Genomic DNA, 23055 nt, shown 5'->3' with positions numbered 1-23055 from the left:
CTGTATTTCATCTTATGCCTTGTGTGTTTGGCAAGTTCCCCTGTTGTATCATTATGAATGATATTATAAATGGATTGGTGGGACACCTTTATTCCCTCATTCTTGCGCAGATAACCTGATATTTGTCGTGGAGACCACTGGTCATTGGTGATATATTCCTTAATTCTCCAGACTAATTCGTTAGAGAGCCTGGCGTTCTTTACCGTTCTCTTTCTGCGCTGCATAGCCATATCGTGCGCCTTTGTCCAGATATACTTTTCTGATGGCGTGCTGTTGCGTTTGATTTCACGTGATAGTGTTGACTGACTGATGCCGACGATTGTGGCAATCTCTTTTCTCCCTGTTTTCTTTTGGAGTAAGGCGAAAATTTGCGACCTTTGCTCCGAGGTTAATTGATGATATTTCACAATACAAAGTTAATTAATCTTGGGGAGACAGAGGTCTCCCTTTTTTATTTGTATTGCTGGTTGTTTTTTTTCCTCGCCGAGAGATGCAGACAACCTCTCGCTACGCTTCGAGAACGTCTGCATCTCTCGGCGAGGGCTACTCTTTTATTGCACTTCGTTTTGGAACTTGCAGGCGCTACCAATGAACTCACGACTGTTAGCGTGGTCGTCCATTTGGTTGAGAAGTGAGAGTGGGTTGGCAGTAGCCTCGTTAAATTTCGTGTGTTTCCATTGATTGTCTTTCAATGAAGAACCATCGGTGGGCCATTGGAAATAACCTCCGAAGTTTTTAAGTGTTTGGTCGATTCCGGGCATTGCCGTGTGGAATGGTGATGTGAAAGCATTGACGGCTTGAGTGGGGTCCATCCAAACAGCGGCACCAATCGCACCACCATCAGCGAATTGTGATTTGGCATACATGCCCTTTGCGTTCAAATTCATGTTCAGATGGTCGTTGAAGAACGAAGGACTCAAGTTCACAGCAGCTGTGTAGCGTTTGAAATCAGATGTTTTTAAGATGCCCTGCTGATTGGTATAGCCCATGGATACGCGATACGGCAAATTGTTGTTTTCTCCCATCTGTGTAGTGCCCGAAACCGTTACGTTATGGTCGTGGCTCCATGCCGTGCGATAAATCTCATCTTGCCAGTTCGTGTTTGCCGTACCCAACATTCTGTATGGATCGCTGTCTTCTCCAAAGATATTCTTGATGAAATCGCGATACTGATAAGCGTCCATCACGTCGATGGTCTTTTTCTTCATACTCATCGTAACGCTACCCGCGTAAGAAATGTTCAGTCCCTTACGTCCTTTCTTGGTAGTGATGATGATGACACCGTTGGAACCGCGCGAACCATAGATGGCTGTTGCCGATGCGTCCTTCAAGACGTTAAAGCTTTCAATGTCCTGAGGGTTGATTGTTGAGAGGATGTTGGAAACGCCCTTTACACCATTGTTGTCAATGGCCAGACCATCGATCACGATAAGAGGGTCGTTTGATGCGTTCAGAGATGCGCCGCCGCGAATACGGATTTGTGTGCCTCCACCCGGCGTGCCATCGTTGGAAATTACGCTAACGCCGGCAGCTTTTCCTACCAACATGTCCTGCGCGTTTACCACTACGCCTTTGTTCTTCTCGTCCGGCTTCATGGCGAGTACCGACCCCGTGAGGTCGCTCTTCTTCACCGCTCCATAACCAATTACCACAACCTCGTTCATTTGTGCGGCATCTTCCTGAAGGGTGATTACCATTCCGTCTTTTGCCGTAACTTGTTGCTTTTGATATCCGATATAGGATATGGTGAGTGTAGCACCCGGTTGCACACTGAGTGTGAAATTGCCATCGAGATCGGTCATGGTGCCGTCTGTGGTTCCATTAATAAGAATGGAAGCACCTATCACCGCTTCTCCGGTAGCATCTTGTACATGTCCTTTGACAACTGTTTGCGCAAAGGCTCCGATTGACAGGAATAACCCAAGTAGAAGGGTGAACATCCTGACAGGAAATTTGCTTTTTACCTGCTTCATCATTTTGTTGCTAAAGTTAATAATATAGAATAAATTGTTTATTACTTGTTTGTTCTCTCGGTTAATAGTCTGCCAAGACTTACTGAAGGCAAAGGTAACCCTCTTTGAGCTATTTTGCACTTTTTTTTCTTTGAAAATGCAAATTAACTTGCGCAATCGTTTGCACACACAAATATACGATAAATAATTGATATGGGTCAATTATATTGTAAAAATTTGTATTTTTTCCCTACAAAAAGTTTATTTCTCAACCAAAGACAATCTTAACCTATGCAAGAAGGTGGAAATTTAACAATGAAAGATATAGCCCGAAACCTTGGTGTTTCGGTTGCCACGGTGTCGCGAGCCTTGAAGGACAGTCCCCGGATTTCATCGGAAAAGCGAGCGGCGATACAGCGTTATGCGCGCGAACATAACTTCACTCCCAACCTGATAGCCGAGACCTTGCGCAAAAGTAAGGTGCAACCATTGAAGATTATCGGCGTTATTGTTCCCCAATTTACGCATTTCTACTTTTCCACCGTTCTTGCCGGTATTGAGGAGGAGGCTTCTGCCAGAGGTTATCGCGTCATGGTGGCGCAAAGCGATGAGCGATACGAGCGCGAAGTGAATATTTGTCGTTCGTTCTATGAGAACAAAGTTTGCGGAGTTATCGTGTCGCAGGCAAAAGATACAGTGAAATACGACCACTTCAAACACCTGATGGATCAAGGGGTTCCCTTGGTTTTCTACGACCGCATCAGCACCGGAGTGAATGCCAGCCGGGTGGTGGTGGACGATTACATGGGAGCTTTTTCCGCCGTTACCCATCTTGTTGATACCGGTTGCCGCCGCATCGCTTTTTATGGTGTTTCCCTCAACCTCGAGATAGGAAAGAATCGGTATAACGGGTATCGTGATGCACTGTTGAAGAATGGCATTCAGCCCAATGACCAACTAATAAGAATGTGCGACAATCGTGCCGATGCTGAAGCCATCACGCCCGATATGTTCACCTTGCAGAATCCTCCCGATGCTTTTTTTGCCGTGAACGACGATACAGCCATTGGTATTCTCTATTCGTGCAAGCGCATGGGCTTGCGTGTGCCCGACGACATTTCTATCTGTGGTTTCACCAACGGTGTGCGGGCGACTGCCTGCGACCCCATGCTCACTACCGTGGAGCAGCGCGGAATAAGAGTGGGAGAGGAGGCGGCGAACATTCTCATTGATAAAGTGGAAGGTGCATTGCCCATGGATTCGGTGGAAAAGCGCGTGGTGCGTACGCGACTCATCGTGCGAGGCACATCTCGATAGTCTCAATCTTCAATGAATACATTTAAATTCTATTGCAATAAACAACAAACAATAAAAAAATGAAACAGAGAGCAGACAAGACTTTTTGGCAGTTGTGGAACCTCAGCTTCGGTTTCTTTGGCGTACAGATAGCCTACGCTTTGCAAAGTGCCAACATCTCCAGAATTTTCGCTACGTTGGGAGCCGACCCACACAACTTGAGTTATTTTTGGATTCTCCCTCCGCTGATGGGCATCTTGGTTCAACCCATCGTCGGGACATTGTCCGATAAGACGTGGACACGCTTTGGTCGGCGCATTCCCTATCTCTTTGTGGGTGCCACTGTTTCCGTGCTCGTGATGTGCTTGTTGCCCAATGCCGGTTCTTTTGGTATGGCTGCTTCCACAGCCATGGTGTTCGGATTGGTATCGTTGATGTTTCTCGATACCAGCATTAATATGGCGATGCAGCCTTTCAAGATGCTTGTGGGCGATGAGGTGAACGAGAAACAAAAAGCCTTGGCATACTCCATTCAGAGCTTTCTTTGTAACGCCGGTTCTTTGGTGGGTTTTGTCTTTCCCTTCTTTTTCACCGCGTTGGGCATTGCCAATACCGCTCCCGCCGGCATTGTTCCCGATTCAGTGATATACTCGTTCTACATCGGTGCCGCCATTCTCATTCTCTGCGTACTCTATACTACCGCGAAAGTAAAGGAGATGCCACCGAAGGAATATGCCGAATACCATCAACTCGTGGAGACCGGAAACGAGTCGAAAGCCGATTGGATAACCTTGTTGAAGAATGCGCCAAGCACTTTTTGGAAAGTGGGACTGGTGCAGTTTTTCTGTTGGTTTGCTTTTATGTATATGTGGACTTACACCAACGGCACGGTGGCTGCCAATTGTTGGGGTGTTGATATGCTTGCCAAGAACGCTACCTCCACATCCGGCTATCAAGAGGCCGGCAACTGGGTGGGCATTCTTTTTGCAGTTCAGGCGGTAGGTTCGGTGCTGTGGGCAATGGCTTTGCCACTCATCAAGAACAAGAAGCTGGCATACAGCCTTTCATTGGTTTTGGGTGGCATTGGCTTTGCCATGACGGCTTTCGTTCACGATCCATATATCATGTTCGTTCCCTTCTTGCTCATTGGTTGCGCTTGGGCGGCTATATTGGCAATGCCTTTCACTTTTGTTACCAATGCACTGGAGGGCTACGGACACATGGGGACTTACCTCGGATTGTTCAATGGCACGATTTGCATACCGCAGATTATCGCCGCCCTTGTGGGTGGTTCCATTCTCAATGTGGTGGGTTCCGTGCAAAGCCACATGATGATTGTTGCCGGTGTGTCATTGGTCTTGGGTGCTTTGTCGGTATCGACCATCCGGGACGAGCCCACGCGTTAAACATATTTCTTGAATGAAGAAGCATGAGGCGGACTTGTTTTGTCGAACGGATAAAACAAGTTCGCCTTCTTTTTTTGCTATCCCATGCGAACGGAACCGCACGAATTTTCCGGGAGAAATGTCATTCGTCCGGGTGTAAAAAACTATCTGTTTTCAAAAGCTTAGCTTTCGCCTCGCAAAAGGTGAGCTTTTAGGAGTCAAAAGCTTAGCTTTTGCAAGTCAAAAGGTGAGCTTTTAAAACGTGAGATGTAGTGTGCTGATTATTAGTGTATTATGAATTTTTCGTATTGTCGGTATTTTTTGCGATTTCTCTACCATGGAAACACGCGCTCATTGGTAAAATACCTTTAATGCAAACGTTTGCGCACTTTTTGATATAAATCATTTAAAAACATGTTTCCACATTGCTTATTTATTAGTATCTTTGGAGCAGATAAACCAATCAACGACCCTATGAAATTACATTTTTGCATAGAATATCATACTTTTTACGGACAAGACCTTGTCCTGAATGTTGTTACCGGCAGGAATATGGACGATTCTGATGTCGCACAGTATAGAATGCACACTGAAGATGGCATTTGTTGGAAGGCGGACATCGATTACGAGGCAATTCCTGGTTCGCAACTGAATTATTTTTATAATGTTCAGGTGGGCGAAGTGGAGGAGCGTTGCGAATGGAAGGTAATTCCCCATAAACTTCTGTTCAATGCTGCCAATGCCCGAAGTTACACGGTGTTTGATCATTGGCGCGACATTCCTGAAAATGCGTTCCTCTATACCTCTGCCGTTACCAACTGCGTGGGAGGCATGAAAACGGAGAAGCCCGACATTGTGGATGAAGAGCAATGCTTGTGTTTTAAGGTGCGTGCACCGCAACTCGGCGCGGGCGACCGGTTGTACGTCGCCGGGAGTGATCCGGCTTTGGGTGCGTGGAAGGAGAAACGAGCCTTGCCAATGATTCGGCAAGGCGTGAATGAATGGGCGATAACCATTGATGCGACAAAGCTGGCGGACAGAAGACCGGAATTTAAGTTTCTGATTAAAAATCCGGTGAAGGACTATTCCCCCTTGTGGGAAAACTGCGATAACCGCGTGGTGGAACTGCCTGTTATCGACAATGGTGATGCGGTGGTTTATGAATTGGATGAGGCTCGCTTTACGTTCCCTCCCATTCGTGTGGCAGGAACGTTGGTGCCACTTTTCTCCTTGCGTTCCGATGACAGTTTCGGTGTGGGCGACTTCGGCGACCTGAAGAAGATGATTGATTGGGTGAGCACTACGCGTCAGAAAGTGTTGCAGATTCTTCCCATCAATGACACCACTGCCACACACACATGGGCGGACTCCTATCCATACAGTTGCATTTCCATCTTTGCGCTCCATCCGCAGTATGTTGATTTGAGAGGTCTGCCGGCGTTGAAAGATAAGTCCCGAAATTACGAGTTCGGCATGTTGCGTCGGGAATTGAACTCACTCGCTCAGATAGATTACGAACGAGTGAACAAAGTGAAGACGGCTTATCTGCGATTGTTGTACGCGCAAGAGGGGAAAAGTGTAGTGGCAAGTAGGGAGTTCAAGGAGTTCTTTATAGAGAATGAGCATTGGCTGGTGCCTTATGCACAGTATTGCTTCTTGAGGGAACAATATGGTACGGCTGACTTTTCAAAATGGAAAGGGCATGAACAATGGAATGAAGCCGATCGCAACGCGCTGACCTCGCCACGCAACAAGGCTTACAAAAGTGTGGAGTTCTATTATTACGTGCAGTTTGTGTTGAGCAGTCAGCTCAAAGAAGCGCACGAGTATGCTGTTTCCAAGAACGTAATCCTCAAGGGCGACATTCCCATCGGCGTGAGTCGTTATGGCTGCGATGTGTGGACGGAACCTCGTTACTTTAATCTTGACGGACAAGCGGGAGCACCACCCGATGATTTTTCTGCCAACGGACAGAACTGGGGCTTCCCCACTTACAATTGGGATGCCATGATTGCCGATGGCTGTAAATGGTGGGTACGCCGTTTTCAGAATATGTCAAACTATTTCGATGCCTACCGCATCGACCATGTCTTGGGCTTCTTCCGCATCTGGGAAATTCCGATACATTCCGTACATGGCTTGCTCGGACAGTTCTCGCCGGCTTTAGGCATGACAAGGGAAGAGATAGAAGGCTACGGACTGCATTGGCAGGAAGATTTCTTTACCGAGCCGTTCATTGCCGACTGGGTGCTCGAGCGAGTCTTTCGCGAACATGCCGAAGAGGTGCGCCAAAAGTATTTGGAGCCTACATGGGGAGGACGCTACAAGATGCGCCCGGAATACGATACACAACGAAAGGTGGAAAAAGCCTTCGAGGGGAAGAACACCGACACCGACATTTGGATTCGCGATGGATTGTATGCGCTCATCAGCGATGTTCTCTTCGTTCGCGACCATAAAGACCCCAATCGCTTCCACCCCCGCATCACCGTTCAGATGGATTTCATTTACGAAAGCCTCTACGACAGTGACAAGGCGATATTCAACCGCCTGTACAACGATTATTTCTACCGCCGCAACAATCAGTTCTGGTATCAGGAGGCGATGAAGAAATTGCCGAAGCTGGTCAATGCGACGCGTATGCTCGTATGCGCTGAAGATTTGGGCATGGTGCCCGACTGCGTGGCTTGGGTGATGAACGAGCTGAAGATACTCAGTCTTGAGATACAGAGCATGCCGAAAGATCCGAAGGTTACGTTTGGTCATCTCTGTGCCAATCCATACCGCAGCGTCAGCACCATCTCCACCCACGACATGGCAACGCTCCGCCAGTGGTGGGATGAGGATTGGGAACGGGCGCAGCACTATTTCAACAGTATGCTGCATCAAGACGGACCGGCTCCGCATCCGCTGCCTGGTTGGACGGCAAGAGAGATTGTCGGACGGCATCTCGCCTCGCCGAGCATGCTTTGCGTATTGGGCATTCAGGACTGGATGAGCATTGATGAGCGGTTGCGGCTTGCCGATGCGAACGCAGAACGCATCAATGTCCCCGCCAATCCGAAGCATTATTGGCGATACCGCATGCACATCGGTATTGAGGAACTGATGAAGGCAAATGATTTCAACCATAACATCACGGACTTGATAGCACAGTCCGGGCGATAAAGAACCAATGAGCAATGGGACGCAAATGGATGCGTCCCACTGCTCGTATATAGAAGGACAAACAAAAGCAGATATGAACAGATTGAAGTTGTTGGTCGTGGTGCTGTTTTCAGCCGTTTGGGTGATGGCACAGACCGCAGGAGAAAGTAACAAGATAGTATGGCAGAAACAAGCTTCACCCGACGGAAATGTGGTGGTGGCGTTCGGCATTGACAACGGACGGCCTTGCTATACGATGCAGTTTGGGGAGAAGGAAGTGATCAGGAAGTCGTATCTCGGACTGGAACTTGCCAAAGACAAGCATGCTTCGAAAGGCAAGGAGGAGACCGACCTCATGGATGGATTTGAGTTGCTTGAGACCGGCTGGGCCTCCGTCGATAACACATGGAATACCGTATGGGGAGAGTCGAGCCGGATACGCAATCACTACAACGAGATGGCAGTAAACCTTTACCAGCCGGACAGCAAGCGGAAGATGACCATCCGCTTTCGGGTCTATGACGAGGGAATGGGACTGCGCTATGAGTTTCCGCAGCAGGAGGAGCTCAATTATTTCATCGTAAAGGAAGAGCACACACAGTTTGCCATGGCCGGCGACCACACGGCTTGGTGGATTCCCGGCGATTACGACACGCAGGAGCAGGAGACACAGGAGACGAAGCTCTCCGAGATACGCTCGCGCTTCCACGAGGCTGTGAACTGGGGCAACTCTTCGGTCAGCGTCTTCTCCGAAACGGGTGTGCAGACGGCATTGCAGATGAAGACCGACGACGGACTTTACATCAACCTCCACGAGGCGGCATTGATAAACTATCCGGCGATGCACCTCAATCTCGACGACAAGACGATGACCTTCGAGTCGTGGCTCACGCCCGATGCCACTGGCAACAAGGCCTATGTTCAGACACCATTCAACACGCCTTGGCGAACGGTGATGGTCAGCGACGATGCCCGCACGATGCTGTCGAGCAATCTCATCCTTAATCTCAACGAACCGTGCAAGTTGGACGACACGAGTTGGATACACCCCACGAAGTACTGCGGTGTATGGTGGGAGATGATTGTAGGCAAAAGTTCGTGGAACTACACCGATGAATTCCCCTCGGTGAAGCTCGGACAGACAGACTACGCAAAGGCGAAGCCCAACGGACGGCACGCTGCCAACACTGAAAGGGTGAAGCAATACATCGATTTCGCTGCCGAAAACGGACTCCAGCAGGTGCTCGTCGAGGGTTGGAACATCGGATGGGAGGACTGGGCAAACAGGTGGAAGGAAGACGTTTTCGACTTCGTCACGCCCTATCCAGACTTCGACATCAAGGCGCTCAACGAATATGCCGAAGCGAAAGGAGTGAAGCTGATGATGCACCACGAGACCTCATCGAGCGTCATGAACTATGAGCGACATCTCAACGATGCCTTCAATCTGATGAACCGATACGGCTACGACGCGGTGAAGACGGGCTATGTGGGCGACATCATCCCACGTGGCGACCACCACTTCTCGCAAACCATGGTGAACCATTACCAGTATGTGGTGGAACAGGCCGCCAAGCACCACATCATGGTGAATGCCCACGAGGCTGTGCGACCCACAGGACTTTGCCGCACCTATCCCAACCTCATCGGAAACGAAAGTGCGCGCGGCACGGAATACGAGGCATTCGGAGGCAGCCGCCCCGACCACACCCTCATTCTGCCCTTCACAAGATTGCAGGGCGGACCGATGGACTACACGCCTGGCATACTCGAAACACAACTCAAGACGTGGAGCGACAACCCGAACTTCATACACACCACACTCGTCGGTCAGCTCGCACTCTATCTGACAATGTACAGCCCACTCCAAATGGCAGCCGACCTGCCCGAAAACTACAAGAAATATGCCGACGCCTTCGAGTTCATCCGCGACGTGCCGTGCGACTGGAAACAGAGCATCTATCTCGAAGCCGAGCCCGCACGCTACATCACCGTGGCACGAAAGGCACCCTATCTAGACGTGGACTGCTGGTATGTCGGCGGAAAATGCAACGAAGACGGACACACGAGCGTCATAAAGCTCGACTTCCTCGAAGCCGACGACTACTACGATTGCACCATCTACGCCGATGCCAAGAACGCCCACTACGAGAAAAATCCGAAAGCCTACACCATCAAGAAGAAGCGCGTGAAGAAAGGCGACGTGCTCAAGATAAAGCAAGCACCCGGTGGCGGTTTTACCATGCGATTGTATGAAAGCAATCCACCCGTGAAGAAAATCATGTTGATAGCCCAGTAATCAAGCAGACTTACCAAGCTTTCCGAATGAAAACAACACAGCGAAATGAAGAAGCAATAGACGATACACTGGAAAAGTATAATCATTTCGATAAAAAAGTACGTACTTTTCAGAGAAAAAGTACGATCTTTTTGATGAAAAAGTACGTACTTTTTTCCGAGGTACTCCCATCGTTTTGCAAAGCATTGATAATCAAACAATTACAAAAGGCCTATTTCCATAGCAAAAACAACCGAATTTTCACCGCCAGAAACCGAAAAAATAGTAACAACCGCCCCCGCATCTCACCTTTGAAAAGGCTCGTGGAGGCACCAAAAAACCAAAAGCAATGAACCCAAAACACCTCATCCCGACCCTCCTCTTAGCCCTCTTGCTCCCGCAAGGAACAAAGGCACAGGAGCTTTTCAATGAAATAACCTATTCGCCAAAGGCCACCGTCTTCCAGCTCAACGCACCCATCAAACCCACCCTCCGCCTCTACGAAGCCGGACGAGGAGGCAAAGCCTATAAAAAAATAAAGATGCAACACGCAGCCGAAAACCGATGGACAGCCACCGTCAAGGGCAACCTCAAAGGCAAATTCTACACCTTCGACATCGGACGGGGCGAGACTCCAGGCGTGTTCGCCAAAGCCGTCGGCTGCAACGGCGCACGAGGAGCAGTCGTGGACATGAGCGAAACCAACCCGACAGGCTGGGAACAAGACCGCCGACTGCCGACCAACAGCCCCGCCGACCTCGTCATCTACGAGATGCACCACCGCGACTTCTCCATCGACCCCTCATCCGGGCTGCTGCACAAAGGCAAATACCTCGCCCTGACAGAGCAGAAAGCCATCGACCACCTCAAGCAGTTGGGCATCAACGCAGTGCACATTCTCCCCTCCTACGACTATGCGTCAGTGGACGAATCGCAACCCGACAAACCACAATACAACTGGGGCTACGACCCACTGAACTACAACGTGCCGGAAGGAAGCTACTCCTACGACGCCACACTGCCCACACGCCGCATCATCGAATTCAAACAAATGGTGCAAGCACTCCACAAAGCCGGCATACGCGTCATACTCGACGTAGTCTATAACCACACCTACGACATCGAGGGCAGCAACTTCGAACGCACATTCCCCAAAGCCTATTACCGCTATACAGCCGACGGAAAGCCAAGCAACGGCTCCGGATGCGGAAATGAAACAGCATCAGAGAAACCACTCATGCGCCAATTCATGATCGAAAGCATGAAATATTGGGCAACGGAATACCACATCGACGGCTTCAGAGTCGATCTCATGGGCATACACGACATCCAGACCATGAACCTCATCCGCAAGGAACTCACCAGCATCGACCCCTCCATCTTCATCTACGGCGAGGGATGGAGCGCAGGCACCTGTGCCTATCCAATAGAAAAACTCGCCATGAAAGCCAACATCAGCCAACTACCCGGAATATCCGCCTTCTCCGACGACCTACGCGATGCACTGCGCGGACCATTCTCCGACGACCGTCAAGCCGCTTTCTTGGGAGGAATAAGCGGAATGGAGGAAAGCATCAAGGCAGGCATAGCCGGCATGATTGCCCACCCACAAGTGGACTACTCAAAGGTGAACTACTCCAAACAACCCTACGCCACAGAGCCGACACAGATGATAGCCTATGTCAGCTGCCACGACGATATGTGTCTGGTGGACAGAATCAAAGCCTCCATACCCGAAGCCGCCTATGACACCGAAACACTCATCCGCCTCGACCTCCTCGCACAGACAGCCGTATTCACCTCGCAAGGAGTACCCTTCATGCTCGCCGGCGAGGAAATGCTGCGCGACAAGAAAGGCGTCCATAATTCCTACAACTCCCCCGACTCAATCAACCGCATCGACTGGAACAATCTCACAGCCTACCCACAGGTATTTAACTACTACAGCGGCCTCATCCACCTCCGCCACAACCATCCAGCTTTCCGTCTTGGCACTGCCGACCTCGTGCGAAAGCATCTGGAATTCCTGCCCGTGCAAGACTGTCTCGTAGCCTTCCGCCTGAAGAACCACGCAGGAGGCGACAAGTGGAACAGCATCTACGTCATCCTCAATGCCAACAACCAACTCCGCACCGTCACGCTTCCGCAAGGCAAATACACCATCGTCTGCACCAACGGCGAAATCAACGAAAACGGACTCGGCGAGATGGAAGGCGGCGAAGTAATGGTGGACGGACAATCGGCACTCATCCTCCACGATTAGAAACATCACAAACGATAAAACAATCAATCCGTATGAAAAAAATTACCTTACTGCTTTCACTCTGTCTGCTCACACTCACCGTGAATGCCAAGATAAAGATAAAGAAAATCGACCCCACCTATTGGTATGTAGGAATGAAAGATGCCTCGCTGCAACTCATGGCCTATGGCGAAGGCATCAAGAATGCCGACGTGAAAATCAACTATCCCGGCGTGAGAATTGACTCGCTCGTCCGATTGGATTCGCCCAACTATCTCCTTCTTTACCTTAATATGGACGGAGCAAAAGCTGGAGTGATGAACATAGAATTTACACTCGGAAAGCAGAAAACAACCGTTAAATACTCATTGCTCAACCGCACGATGGCAGGCGAAAAGCGCAAGGGATTCGACAATACCGACGTGCTTTATATGCTCATGCCCGACCGCTTCGCCAACGGCAATCCCAAGAACGACATCATCAAAGGAATGCACGACGAACGCTGCGACCGCAACGAACCAAGCCTCCGGCACGGTGGCGACCTCGAAGGCATCCGGCAGCACCTCGACTACTTCACCGAACTGGGTGTGACGGCTCTCTGGTTCACACCTGTATTGGAGAATGACCGCCCTGCAGACGACGGGAAGTACAGCACTTACCACGGCTATGCCACCACTGATTACTACCGTGTCGATCCTCGTTTCGGAACGAACGAAGAATACAAATCGCTCGTCGATGCCTGCCACGCCAAAGGAATGAAGGTGGTGATGGATATGATTTTCAACCACTGCGGCGACTATCATATCTGGAACAAGGATGTACCGTCGAAAGATTGGTTCAATCATCCTGGTTACGGTCTTCAAACTTCCTATAAACTCACCCCTGTCCTCGACCCCTATGCCAGTAAGGTGGATATGGCGGAAACGGTCGATGGTTGGTTCGTAAGCTCTATGCCCGATCTCAATCAACGCAATCCCCACGTCATCAAATATCTCATACAAAACTCCGTTTGGTGGATAGAGACCGTCGGCATCGACGGCATCCGCATGGACACCTATCCCTATGCCGACCGAAAGGCAATGGCTCAATGGATGAAAACCCTCGACACGGAATATCCGAACTTCAACACCGTCGGTGAAACATGGGTGACAGAACCCGCCTATCCTGCTGCTTGGCAGAAAGACAGCAAGCTATCCGACTGTAACAGCTATCTCAAAACCGTGATGGACTTCGCCTTCTTCGACCGGCTATCGATGGCAAAGAACGAGGAAACCGACGATTGGTGGAAGGGGCTCAACCGCATCTACAACGTCTTGTGCTACGATTATCTCTATGCCAACCCATCGGCCGTGATGGCATTCGTCGAGAACCACGACACCGACCGTTTCCTCGCCAACGGCAAGGACTCCACTGCCCTCAAGCAGGCTTATGCTCTTCTGCTGACGATGAACCGAACACCGCAGCTCTATTACGGTACGGAAATCCTGATGAATGGCACGAAGGAAGTAACCGATGGTAATGTCCGCAAAGACTTCCCCGGTGGTTTCCCTGATGATAAGGCAAACAAATTCACCCGCGAGGGACGCACGGCAGCCGAGAATGCCATGTTCGATTGGACCAGCCGTCTGCTTCATTGGCGACAAGGCAACGAAGTCATTACGCACGGAACGCAAACCCAATTCATCCCATATCACGGCATTTACGTCATTGCCCGCCAATACAAAGGCAAGAACGTTCTGACCATCCTCAACGGTAAGCAAACTGACAACCGACTTGAGGTTGCCCGCTATGCCGAAATCATTGGGCAGCACACCACCGCAACAGATGTAACAACGGGCAAGACCATTGATTTGACGAAAGACATCCCACTGACCCAACGCCAAACAATGATTCTTTCCTTCTAATAAATCAATTGATTTACCATCTTTACGAATAAAATCTAAAACAGAGGGCTACCAATTTATTTTGGTAGCCCTCACCACATTGTCCTTGCTAAGACACGATAGAATAGTGTGGTTTCATATTGATTAATTGGAACCTGAAATTTGAGCGAACGGTACTCTTGACTTCCTTTTTAGATATTGTATTTTTCCTTTATCTTATGTATAAAATCAACGAACCCTTCTCCAGCTTTGCCTTTCGGTATGATAGTTCCTTGTCCCTTGCTATGCATCAAGTAGAAATGTGAGGGCGTTTCTATTATCTTCGTTAGCTTGTCATAGGCAATAGAAGAATTGCCAAAAGAGCTGATATGTTCGCTGTGATCTTCATAAAAGTTCACGGTATATTCTTGATTTTGCATCAGTTTATTCTCATCAAAAGCCTTGTTTGCTTTCCTTTTGGGGCGAGTAAAATAAAACCAATTAGTACAGCATAGCATCACGACTATAAAGATAATTCCCCACCAGAAATGCTTGAAATCAGTTATCAGTGTTTCTCCCATGATGCTCATCATGATAAATAGCGCACAAACATTGATAATAATCAAACTTCTGACAAAATGAAATTCCTTTTTAAGTACAACCATATTGAATGTTTGATATTCATCTCTGGTTATAGTATTGGTAATGGAAAATAATGGTGCCATATATTATAAGTTCTTGCTCTTTACAGGACTATTTTGTTTTGCGAACTGATCATGAAATTATTTTGTAATCAGCTCTTTTAAGTTGTTCAGATAACGCTCCATTTCCTGTTTTGCCTTTGCGTCCTTTTCTACTTTGACGGCTGTCTCCAAATCCTTCATATAGGTGAGATAGTCGGTTTCAGCAATGAACTTTGCTGCACGGATTCTGACAATCGGACTGCCATCGAAGAGCAAACCCTGTACCCAGCGCTTCGCATCCCATGACCGACACGATTGCAGCCAGTCGAGCGCTGCCACCTTTTCCTCCGGAGTTCCATATAGGAACGTTTCGTAGTATGCCTTTTCTTTCTTTAGGTCGGCTTTGGTCATGAGTATCTCCTTATTATATATGTTGGGATTCACGACCCTTTGCTTGTAGGCTTTTATGGGCATGCGGAGGGTCCAGCGTATGATTCTCGGTATCATCCACATCATACCCGGAGTGGCTTCAGGATGCGCAATGCAGCTTGCCACCCTGCCTTTTCCCAATTTGTTGGTGATGAGGAACGGCTTGTTGTTGGTCATGTTGCTTGGTGCGTTGCCCTCTTCGTGAACGTCGCTTTCCATGATGGCGAGCGTGTTATATTTTATCGTGCTGTTGTCAGCTTCGGTGAATACAGGACCTTCGTAATAAACCACGTAGGAGAATGGTCGGTCTGCCAACTCCGGGAACAGTTTTGTCCCTTCTTTTGTCAGTGAAAACTTAGCAATGCCGTGCCCGCGGTTGTCGTGTTCTATGTCAATGGCTTTTGCACCGTTGATGCGCATGCAGGCATAGTCGGGAGTGTCAGAGAAAAGATAGGCACCCGCACAGATGCCTAGTGCTCCTTTTCCTGACTCTATGAATTTCCTGAGCCGTTGGATGTTCTCCGTTCCGAGGTTCAAATACTGCGTCGAACCACCACCTCCGGGAATGATAATGGCATCCAGCTCGTTCAGAATGCCGTTGGCAATGTCGGCGGTAGTGATGGTTCGTACCGTCATGTCAGGGTCGATTTTCACCGCTTCCACGGCTTCCCATATACATGTTTGTGAGCCACCATGTCCTTCAAACACGCCAACACGCGTCTTTCCGTCTTCTCTCGAAGCCCATGTTCCAACAGCAGTCGAACAAAGTAACAACAGTAAGATTGCTCTTTTTGCAATTTTGCTCAAGTTTGAGTTTTTCATTTTGCGTTTCCTTTTATAATTGTAGTTATCTATTGCTTGTTTATCAGCCGGATTGTTCTCATCTGCAAATTTCCGTAATTTCTTCGATTTATGCAAGAAAAACCACCGGACATTTTCCTCCGGGGTGGGGGAGAGTGAGCATTAGCTCCGGTAACTGCAGACGAGTGGGGTGTTTATCCTTCCTTTTTATTGTCTTGCAGAACTTCGTTTTTTTCGTTCCATTCCGACTATTGAGATAAATAATATTTACACTTGACACTTTTCCCCTTTTCTATTGTAATTTACTGATAATCATTTTGATACCTTAGTTTTTTATCAGTTTTCACCTATCGGAAACCAATCGCTTAGCTTTTGCGAGGTAAAACCTAAGCTTTCGTGTTGCAAACGCTGACCTTTTGAGTTTCAAAAGCTGACTTTTTAAAAGAGCTGTGAATAATCTTTACAAATCAAGATACTGTTCATTGAATTTCAAAGGCGAACACACTATTGTAATTCTTCTAATGGCATGGGAGAAAATTTCAACTGCAAAGAAAACTTAAATATAAACCAACTAATTGGATTTATTACAAAAAACATTTGCAACTTATTGATAATATGTGTATCTTTGCAATATACAATAACATTAAGAAATAAAGATTATGGCTAAAAGAAATGAAGTTTATAAGTGCAAAGAGTGTGGAAATATAGTAGAAGTGATAGTTCCAGGAGAAAAAGATCTTTGCGGAATGGAGCTGTTGAAAGAAAATACTACTGACGCTGCCACAGAGAAGCATGTGCCCGTAGTCGAGAAGATAGACGGTGGCTATCGTGTAACAGTCGGTGAAGTTGAGCACCCAATGACAGAGGCTCACTGGATTCAGTGGATAGAGTTGATCACCGATAACAATGAAGTGCTTCGCAAGTATCTTGAACCAACGGACAAGCCTGTTGCTGAATTTAAGACCGATGCCAAAAACGTTGTCGCACGTGAGTATTGCAATTTACATGGCCTTTGGAAGAAGTAAGAGAAACCATGACAATCAATTATAAAAAGCCGACCTTATTTTTTAGGTCGGCTCTTTTTTTTAATGCGATTGCCGACTTTTTGAAAGTTCTATAGATGAGTTGTTCCATTGTCAAGATTACGTTCGTAAACACTTATTTGAAGTTGAGTTCATGGCTCAGCTTGGCAGTGTTGTCAAAATCTACTCCACCAATTTTCGTAGCGTAACCTTCAGTCTCATACATCTTTGTTGATAAAATATCGAGCGTTGCGCATGCTATCACTCCCAACGGCTTCTGTTTCTTCGTTTATTCTGTTGCGTATGATGCACGAATTGAAACAGACGATAGAATGTGCATCTTCAGATTGCCACTATCTCTTTGAGTTTTGCGTAAGAGGGGGGCGGAAGTGGTTGGGACTTGCAAGTTTCAGGTTATGGGAAACTTAATAAAGCAAGACCAGTCCTGCCACGGCGGCATAGCATATCATGCGGATGGGGTTTATCTTCAGCCACATTGTACCGGCGAATGTGGAAAGGAATAGGACGATGCTGATGCAGAAATGCCATAGGCTGATGTCCGGTGATGAAAAGTTCTCGCTGTTGCAGAGTAGTAACGTCGCAGCAGCAAGTAAGCCAACGACTACTGGGCGCAGACCGGAAAATATCGATTGCACAATTGGCGAGTTCATGTGCTTCAGGAACATCTTGCTTATGAGCAGCATCAAGATAAGAGAGGGTAGCACCAGCGCGAAAGTCGCCGTCATACTTCCCAAAACAGACATGGTGTTGCTCATGCCGGCATTATGAATTGCCGTGTAACCGCAGTATGTGGCAGAGTTGATACCAATGGGACCGGGTGTCATCTGTGATATAGCAACGATGTTGGTGAACTCGGCGGACGTCAGCCAGTGATGGTTGATGACTGTTTCTGTCTGAATGAGGGACAGCATACCGTATCCACCACCGAACCCAAACAGTCCGATGACGAAGAATGTATAAAATATCTCAAGGAATATCATGGCTTATCTTCTTCCGTCGGGGTAATGAACTTTCCGTATAAATAGCCGGCTGTGCCTGCGGCAATAAGAATATAAATGGGATTTACACCCATCAAGGCAATAAGAAGTGCCGTAGCGATGGGAATCCAGCAGTTCGCCAAGTTGATTTTCGCACTTTTCGCCAGGTTAAAGGTCGGTACAGCAATCAAGGCGACCACCGCCGGGCGAATGCCTCTGAACATTGCGGCTACCCAAGCCACATCCATGAACCGATGGAAGAAGATTGCGATGGCAAGAATAATCAGGAACGAGGGGAGAGCAGTTCCCAAACTTGTGCAGAGTGCGCCCTTTACTTTCCTTAATTTGTAGCCAACGAAGATGCTGATGTTGATGGCAAACACGCCGGGACAGCTCTGCGCCACCGCTATGAGGTCAAGAAAGTCTTCCTTCGCAATCCATTTCTGCTTCTCCACCACTTCGCTTTCTATGATGGGAATCATGGCATAGCCACCGCCCAATGTGAAAGCTCCTATCCTGAAGAACACCTTGAATGCCTGCCAATATAGCGAACGCCCACTTTTTCCGTCCGTTGGGGCGGAAAGTGGGCGTTGTTCTGTTATGTTCTTCTTCTCTTTCGGCATCTCTTTCGGCTTAGTTATTATTGATTTTCGCTTCCACCCACTTGCGTGCGTTCACGAATGCTTCCATCCACGGTGTTACCTCGTCCTCTTTACGGTCAAGGGGATACCATGCATTCTGCCATGGGAATACGGAACGCTCCATGTGTGGCATCATCGCAAGATGCCTTCCATCGTCTGAGCAGATACCTGCAACGTTGTAATCCGAGCCGTTTGGATTGCCGGGATAATCGGCATAGTTGTATTTTAGCACTACGTTATAGCGGTCTTCTGGTTCCGGAAGCGAGAATTTTCCTTCCCCATGTGCCACCCAGATGCCTAACTTGCTTCCGCTCAGCGAACCCAATAGAACGCTTTCATTGCGAGGAACGACTACGCCAAGGAAGCTACTCTCGAACTTGTGACTGTTATTGTGGAGCAATCGGGCACGATGCTTGTGGTCGGGGTTGATGAGATTCAACTCAACCATCAACTGACAGCCGTTGCAAACACCTAACGACAGTGTGTCTTCGCGGGCATAGAAGTTGTCAAGAGCATTCTTTGCCTTCTCGTTGTACAAGAATGCGCCTGCCCATCCCTTAGCCGAACCAAGCACATCGGAGTTGGAGAAGCCTCCGCAGAACACAATCATGTTTACCTCCTCCAATGTCTCGCGACCAGAAATCAAGTCGGTCATGGTAACATCTTTCACCTCAAAGCCCGCTAAATAGAGGCTATAGGCCATCTCACGGTCACCATTCGTACCCTTTTCGCGAATGATAGCAGCCTTCGGCATTGCTTGTCGGGGAGCCGTTGTTGGTTCTTTCCACCGATTGGGGTTCAGCTTATATTGTTCCAAAGAGCCCTCAAAGTCGGGTTTGAACTTCATTTCTATCGGCTGTTTCTTGTAGTTTTCATGGCGCTTTTGTGCCATTCCACTGAAACTCTGTTTGCGATCGAGCAGATATGAAGTCTCGTACCATGTCTCGCGCATTGTGTCAATATCGAACTCTTGCTTCCAATTGCCATCGGTGATACTCAAGGTTCGGTTGTTCGTATCCGGGCAACCGATTCTGGCAAATCCGATACAGTTTTCTTCCAAGAAAGCCTTTACCTCATCATTGTGCTCGTCGGAAACCTGAATGATGACACCCGGATTCTCGGCAAACAACTTCTTGATGATGTCCTCGCCCTTGATGTCGTGCAGATTGATTTTCAATCCGCCCTCCGTATTTGCGAAAGTCATTTCCAGAAGGGCAGTTATCATACCTCCGGCGGAGATGTCATGTCCGGCGATAATCCATCCACGGCGAATCATTTCCTGAACCGCATCGAAGCAGTCCGAGAAGTAGCGGGGTTCCCTCACTGTGGGAACGTCAGAGCCAACCTTGCCCAAACTCTGTGCGAAGGCAGAACCGCCAAGGCGTTGCTCATCGAAACTGAAGTCGATATGATAGAGACGAGTGTTCTTGTCGTTGACCAACACGGGTGAAACTACCTTGCGAATGTCGCTCACCTCTCCTCCACTGGTAACAATAACAGTTCCCGGAGAGATGATTTTCTCGCCGTTGGGGTATTGTTGTGTGAGTGAGAGCGAGTCTTTGCCTGTCGGAACATTCATGCCGATAGCGCAACAAAAGTCAGATAACGCCTTGACTGCCTTGTAAAGTCGGGCATCCTCGCCCTTCTGCGCTCTGCAAGGCCACATCCAGTTGGCAGAAAGGCTGAGACTGTCCATACCGTCTGCCAATGGCGCCCACACGATATTGGTCAATGATTCGGCAACGGAGAGCACTGAACCCGCTTCCGGCGAGGCTAAACCAGCCTGTGGAGCATGTCCCAAAGCTGTGGCGATGCCCTTGTGTCCGCGATAGTCGAGGGCGACAACACCGCAGTCGGACAGTGGCAATTGTATCTGTCCCTGACACTGTTGGCGAGCCACCTTGCCCGTAACGGAGCGGTCCACCTTGTTGGTCAGCCAGTCTTTGCAAGCCACGGCTTCGAGTTGCAGCACCCGTTTCAGATATTCTTCAACCTTATTTATATCATAGGAGACGTCGGCATATTTGCGCTCGACGGTCTCGTCAGTCATAATAGTCTTTGGCGAATGGCCGAACATCTGCGCAACATCCAAGTCGAACGGTTTTATACCGTCGCCCTGAACGAACGAAAAATGAGCATCGCCTGTGGTTTCGCCCACAACATACATCGGCGCACGTTCGCGCTCGGCTATTCTTTGCACGTGGTCGAGGTGCCTTTCATCGATAAGAAGCCCCATGCGCTCTTGCGACTCGTTGGCAATTATCTCCTTTGCGCTTAGTGTCTTGTCGCCGATTGGCAACTGCGTCATGTCGATTTCGCCACCACATTCCTCAACCAATTCGCTCAGACAGTTCAAGTGTCCTGCCGAACCGTGGTCGTGAATCGACACAACTGGGTTGTTGTCTTCCTCGGAAAGTGCGCGAACCAAGTTGTAAGCACGCTTCTGCATCTCGGCATTGGCACGCTGAACGGCATTCAGTTCTATGCCGTTGGAGTAGCGCCCGGTGTTTACCGATGACACGGAGCCACCACCCAAGCCGATGCGATAGTTATCCCCCCCCACAACGACAACCTTGTTTCCCGGTTGTGGCTCTTTCTTCAGGCAGTCGCGTTTGTTACCGAAGCCCACGCCACCTGCCAACATGATTACCTTGTCATAGGCATATTTCTCTCCGTTCTCTTGATGTTCAAATGTCAGCAGCGAACCGGTTATCAGCGGTTGCCCGAACTTGTTGCCAAAGTCGCTTGCACCATTGGAAGCCTTTGTCAGAATTTGTTCCGGTGTTTGGTAGAGCCATTGGCGAACAGGGAGGATGTCTTCCCAGTCGCGGAACTCAGGAGTCTTGTCGTGTTCGTCCTTCAATCGTGGATAGGCTGTCATGTAAACCGCTGTTCCCGCTATCGGCCATGAGCCGGTTCCGCCGCCCATTCGGTCTCTGATTTCACCACCCGAACCGGTTGCCGCACCGTTGAAAGGCTCAACTGTCGTCGGGAAGTTATGTGTTTCAGCTTTCAAGGAAATCACACTATCAATGGTTTTTATGCGAAAGAAGTCGGATGTACTCTGATTTGTAGGCGCAAACTGTTCAATTTCCGGACCTTGAGCAAATGCCACATTATCTTTATATGCGGAAAGAATCTTGCCTGGATTCTCCTTTGTTGTCTTTTTAATCATGGCAAAGAGGCTGCTCTCCATTACCTTGCCATCGATAACAAACTCACCTCCGAATATTTTGTGTCGGCAGTGCTCCGAGTTGATTTGTGCGAAGCCGAACACTTCCGAGTCGGTCAGTGGACGTCCATTCTCCTTTTCTACCTTGTGCAGGTACTCTATTTCCTCGGGTGAGAGTGCAAGTCCTTCCTCCTCGTTGAATTTCTCCAAGTCTTCTACCTTCCTGATTGGCTCCGGTTGCAAGTCGATGGTGAAGATTTGCTGATTCAATCCGTCGTAATTGCGGAAGATCATTGGGTCGGGGTTGTCATCAAGCGACTTGGTAGGGAAGTATTCCTCTATACGCGAAATGCCGCTAAGACCCATATTCTGTGTAATCTCAACGGCATTCGTACTCCAAGGAGTTATCATTTCGCGACGCGGACCCAAATAATAGCCCGACAATTCCTTGTCGTCCATTGGTTTGGCATCACCATAGAGCCAACTTAGTTTGTCAATTTCGTCTTGATTGGGCTGATGGTCTATTTCAGTCGCAATCACGGTTGCTGCGGTAGCTGAGAAGAAAAGAATCATTATTATTCCTGTATAATATAATTAGGTAAATCGATAATTATTGCAAAGATACTGCAATTCGCTTAAAAGACAAAGAAAAAGGATTTGTTTTTCCGTGGGAATGCGTTTTCTTTGTCTGCCATGTTGTTGTGCATTCTTCTGTTTTCTTTACTTTCGATGTCCGTTTGTCGATGATTGGGATAGTATCCGATTTCCAAAATGTCTTATACGGATTTAGCTTGTCACAATTCTGACTATAAAAAAAGTAAGAAATTATGACAAAACGTAAAACCCCGCGCGAATTTTCGTATTCGTTCAAGCTGCAAGTGTTAATCGATTATTATTCTAGCGGTGCTTCTCAAGCGTCCATATTGCGTAAGTGGAATGTGTCTAGTGGTTCAATGTTCCAATGGCTGAAACGTTGGCCCGTTGATTCAAAATCGTTATCTTTGCCCTCGGAAGTAATCCAGAGGTATCGTATGGCTCATAAAGAAACGAATTTGACAGACAATGAGATATTGCGCCAGAAGATAGTGAACCTCCAACACGCATTGTCTTTGGAGAAGATGCGCAGCCGTGCCTATGAGAAACTCAT

Annotated in this window: 15 protein-coding genes and 1 pseudogene; 8 read left to right on the top strand and 8 right to left on the bottom strand. The window is 48.3% G+C overall.

Annotated features, from left to right (window positions below; genetic code table 11):
* Nucleotides 1-407: helix-turn-helix domain-containing protein (locus E0E16_RS09830; RefSeq protein WP_165444201.1), on the bottom strand; the 407-nt coding region annotated here is incomplete at its 3' end.
* 171 nt (nucleotides 408-578) lie between these two features.
* A pseudogene (locus tag E0E16_RS09825) lies at nucleotides 579-1973 on the bottom strand (SusC/RagA family TonB-linked outer membrane protein); the annotation flags it as partial.
* Nucleotides 1974-2243: 270 nt separating this feature from the next.
* On the opposite strand from E0E16_RS09825, the gene E0E16_RS09820 reads away from it, so the two are divergent.
* The 6 genes from E0E16_RS09820 to E0E16_RS09795 all read left to right on the top strand — a co-directional run bounded on the left by E0E16_RS09820 (nucleotide 2244) and on the right by E0E16_RS09795 (nucleotide 14204).
* Nucleotides 2244-3269 carry a LacI family DNA-binding transcriptional regulator gene (locus tag E0E16_RS09820; RefSeq protein ID WP_130830158.1) on the top strand — a complete coding sequence of 342 codons (1026 nt, stop codon included), beginning with the start codon at nucleotides 2244-2246 and terminating at the stop codon, nucleotides 3267-3269.
* 59 nt (nucleotides 3270-3328) lie between these two features.
* Nucleotides 3329-4654, top strand: a complete 1326-nt coding sequence (locus tag E0E16_RS09815; protein WP_130830157.1) for an SLC45 family MFS transporter — start codon at nucleotides 3329-3331, stop codon at nucleotides 4652-4654.
* A 453-nt stretch (nucleotides 4655-5107) separates the two neighbouring features.
* Nucleotides 5108-7801 (top strand): 4-alpha-glucanotransferase, encoded by a 2694-nt coding sequence (locus tag E0E16_RS09810; RefSeq protein ID WP_130830156.1) that lies wholly within the window; start codon nucleotides 5108-5110, stop codon nucleotides 7799-7801.
* Between the two features lie 73 nt (nucleotides 7802-7874).
* A complete protein-coding gene (locus E0E16_RS09805) occupies nucleotides 7875-10079 on the top strand; it encodes a glycoside hydrolase family 97 protein (RefSeq protein ID WP_130830155.1) in 2205 nt (734 codons plus the stop codon).
* Between the two features lie 328 nt (nucleotides 10080-10407).
* On the top strand, nucleotides 10408-12321 hold the full coding sequence (gene pulA / locus E0E16_RS09800; protein WP_130830154.1) for a type I pullulanase: 1914 nt from the start codon (nucleotides 10408-10410) through the stop codon (nucleotides 12319-12321).
* Nucleotides 12322-12353: 32 nt separating this feature from the next.
* A complete protein-coding gene (locus E0E16_RS09795; protein ID WP_130830153.1) occupies nucleotides 12354-14204 on the top strand; it encodes a glycoside hydrolase family 13 protein in 1851 nt (616 codons plus the stop codon).
* A gap of 170 nt (nucleotides 14205-14374) precedes the next feature.
* Here E0E16_RS09795 and E0E16_RS09790 read toward each other — a convergent pair whose 3' ends face one another.
* Together E0E16_RS09790 and E0E16_RS09785 are read right to left on the bottom strand one after the other, a co-directional pair.
* Nucleotides 14375-14887, bottom strand: coding sequence for a YcxB family protein (locus E0E16_RS09790; RefSeq protein WP_130830152.1), 513 nt, complete (start codon nucleotides 14885-14887; stop codon nucleotides 14375-14377).
* Between the two features lie 57 nt (nucleotides 14888-14944).
* Nucleotides 14945-16096: a BPL-N domain-containing protein gene (locus E0E16_RS09785; protein WP_130830151.1), complete on the bottom strand. Its 1152-nt coding sequence runs from the start codon at nucleotides 16094-16096 to the stop codon at nucleotides 14945-14947.
* Nucleotides 16097-16734: 638 nt separating this feature from the next.
* Here E0E16_RS09785 and E0E16_RS09780 point away from each other — a divergent pair.
* Nucleotides 16735-17100, top strand: a complete 366-nt coding sequence (locus E0E16_RS09780) for a desulfoferrodoxin (protein ID WP_025876924.1) — start codon at nucleotides 16735-16737, stop codon at nucleotides 17098-17100.
* 133 nt (nucleotides 17101-17233) lie between these two features.
* On the opposite strand, the gene E0E16_RS14430 is transcribed toward E0E16_RS09780, so the two are convergent.
* The 4 genes from E0E16_RS14430 to purL all read right to left on the bottom strand — a co-directional run bounded on the left by E0E16_RS14430 (nucleotide 17234) and on the right by purL (nucleotide 22481).
* On the bottom strand, nucleotides 17234-17362 hold the full coding sequence (locus tag E0E16_RS14430) for a hypothetical protein (protein ID WP_255418170.1): 129 nt from the start codon (nucleotides 17360-17362) through the stop codon (nucleotides 17234-17236).
* Between the two features lie 160 nt (nucleotides 17363-17522).
* Nucleotides 17523-18098, bottom strand: a complete 576-nt coding sequence (locus E0E16_RS09775) for a chromate transporter (protein ID WP_130830150.1) — start codon at nucleotides 18096-18098, stop codon at nucleotides 17523-17525.
* Entirely contained in the window at nucleotides 18095-18718 is a 624-nt protein-coding gene (locus E0E16_RS09770; RefSeq protein ID WP_060940582.1) for a chromate transporter, read from the bottom strand. The genes E0E16_RS09775 and E0E16_RS09770 overlap by 4 nt, the downstream gene beginning before the upstream one ends.
* A 10-nt stretch (nucleotides 18719-18728) precedes the next feature.
* Complete coding sequence (gene purL, locus E0E16_RS09765) at nucleotides 18729-22481, bottom strand: phosphoribosylformylglycinamidine synthase (RefSeq protein WP_130830149.1); 3753 nt, start codon at nucleotides 22479-22481, stop codon at nucleotides 18729-18731.
* Between the two features lie 254 nt (nucleotides 22482-22735).
* On the opposite strand from purL, the gene E0E16_RS09760 reads away from it, so the two are divergent.
* Nucleotides 22736-23055 (top strand): hypothetical protein (locus E0E16_RS09760; protein WP_181951318.1); only part of this gene is annotated, 320 nt, incomplete at its 3' end.

The organism is Prevotella rectalis, from assembly GCF_900607215.1.
In the GTDB taxonomy this organism is placed as follows: Bacteria; Bacteroidota; Bacteroidia; order Bacteroidales; family Bacteroidaceae; genus Prevotella; species Prevotella brunnea.
The sequence above is the reverse complement of the archived record's forward strand: the minus strand, read 5'-3'. Positions and strand labels throughout refer to the sequence as shown.

What these genes read in the sequence shown, in the direction of transcription:
- E0E16_RS09785 (WP_130830151.1), bottom strand. Translation starts at nt 16,096, where the DNA reads ATGAAAAACTCAAACTTGAGCAAAATTGCAAAAAGAGCAATCTTACTG.
- E0E16_RS09820 (WP_130830158.1), top strand. Translation starts at nt 2,244, where the DNA reads ATGCAAGAAGGTGGAAATTTAACAATGAAAGATATAGCCCGAAACCTT.
- E0E16_RS09795 (WP_130830153.1), top strand. Translation starts at nt 12,354, where the DNA reads ATGAAAAAAATTACCTTACTGCTTTCACTCTGTCTGCTCACACTCACC.
- E0E16_RS09805 (WP_130830155.1), top strand. Translation starts at nt 7,875, where the DNA reads ATGAACAGATTGAAGTTGTTGGTCGTGGTGCTGTTTTCAGCCGTTTGG.
- pulA (WP_130830154.1), top strand. Translation starts at nt 10,408, where the DNA reads ATGAACCCAAAACACCTCATCCCGACCCTCCTCTTAGCCCTCTTGCTC.
- E0E16_RS09790 (WP_130830152.1), bottom strand. Translation starts at nt 14,887, where the DNA reads ATGGCACCATTATTTTCCATTACCAATACTATAACCAGAGATGAATAT.
- E0E16_RS09775 (WP_130830150.1), bottom strand. Translation starts at nt 18,098, where the DNA reads ATGATATTCCTTGAGATATTTTATACATTCTTCGTCATCGGACTGTTT.
- E0E16_RS09780 (WP_025876924.1), top strand. Translation starts at nt 16,735, where the DNA reads ATGGCTAAAAGAAATGAAGTTTATAAGTGCAAAGAGTGTGGAAATATA.
- E0E16_RS09815 (WP_130830157.1), top strand. Translation starts at nt 3,329, where the DNA reads ATGAAACAGAGAGCAGACAAGACTTTTTGGCAGTTGTGGAACCTCAGC.
- E0E16_RS09770 (WP_060940582.1), bottom strand. Translation starts at nt 18,718, where the DNA reads ATGCCGAAAGAGAAGAAGAACATAACAGAACAACGCCCACTTTCCGCC.
- purL (WP_130830149.1), bottom strand. Translation starts at nt 22,481, where the DNA reads ATGATTCTTTTCTTCTCAGCTACCGCAGCAACCGTGATTGCGACTGAA.
- E0E16_RS09810 (WP_130830156.1), top strand. Translation starts at nt 5,108, where the DNA reads ATGAAATTACATTTTTGCATAGAATATCATACTTTTTACGGACAAGAC.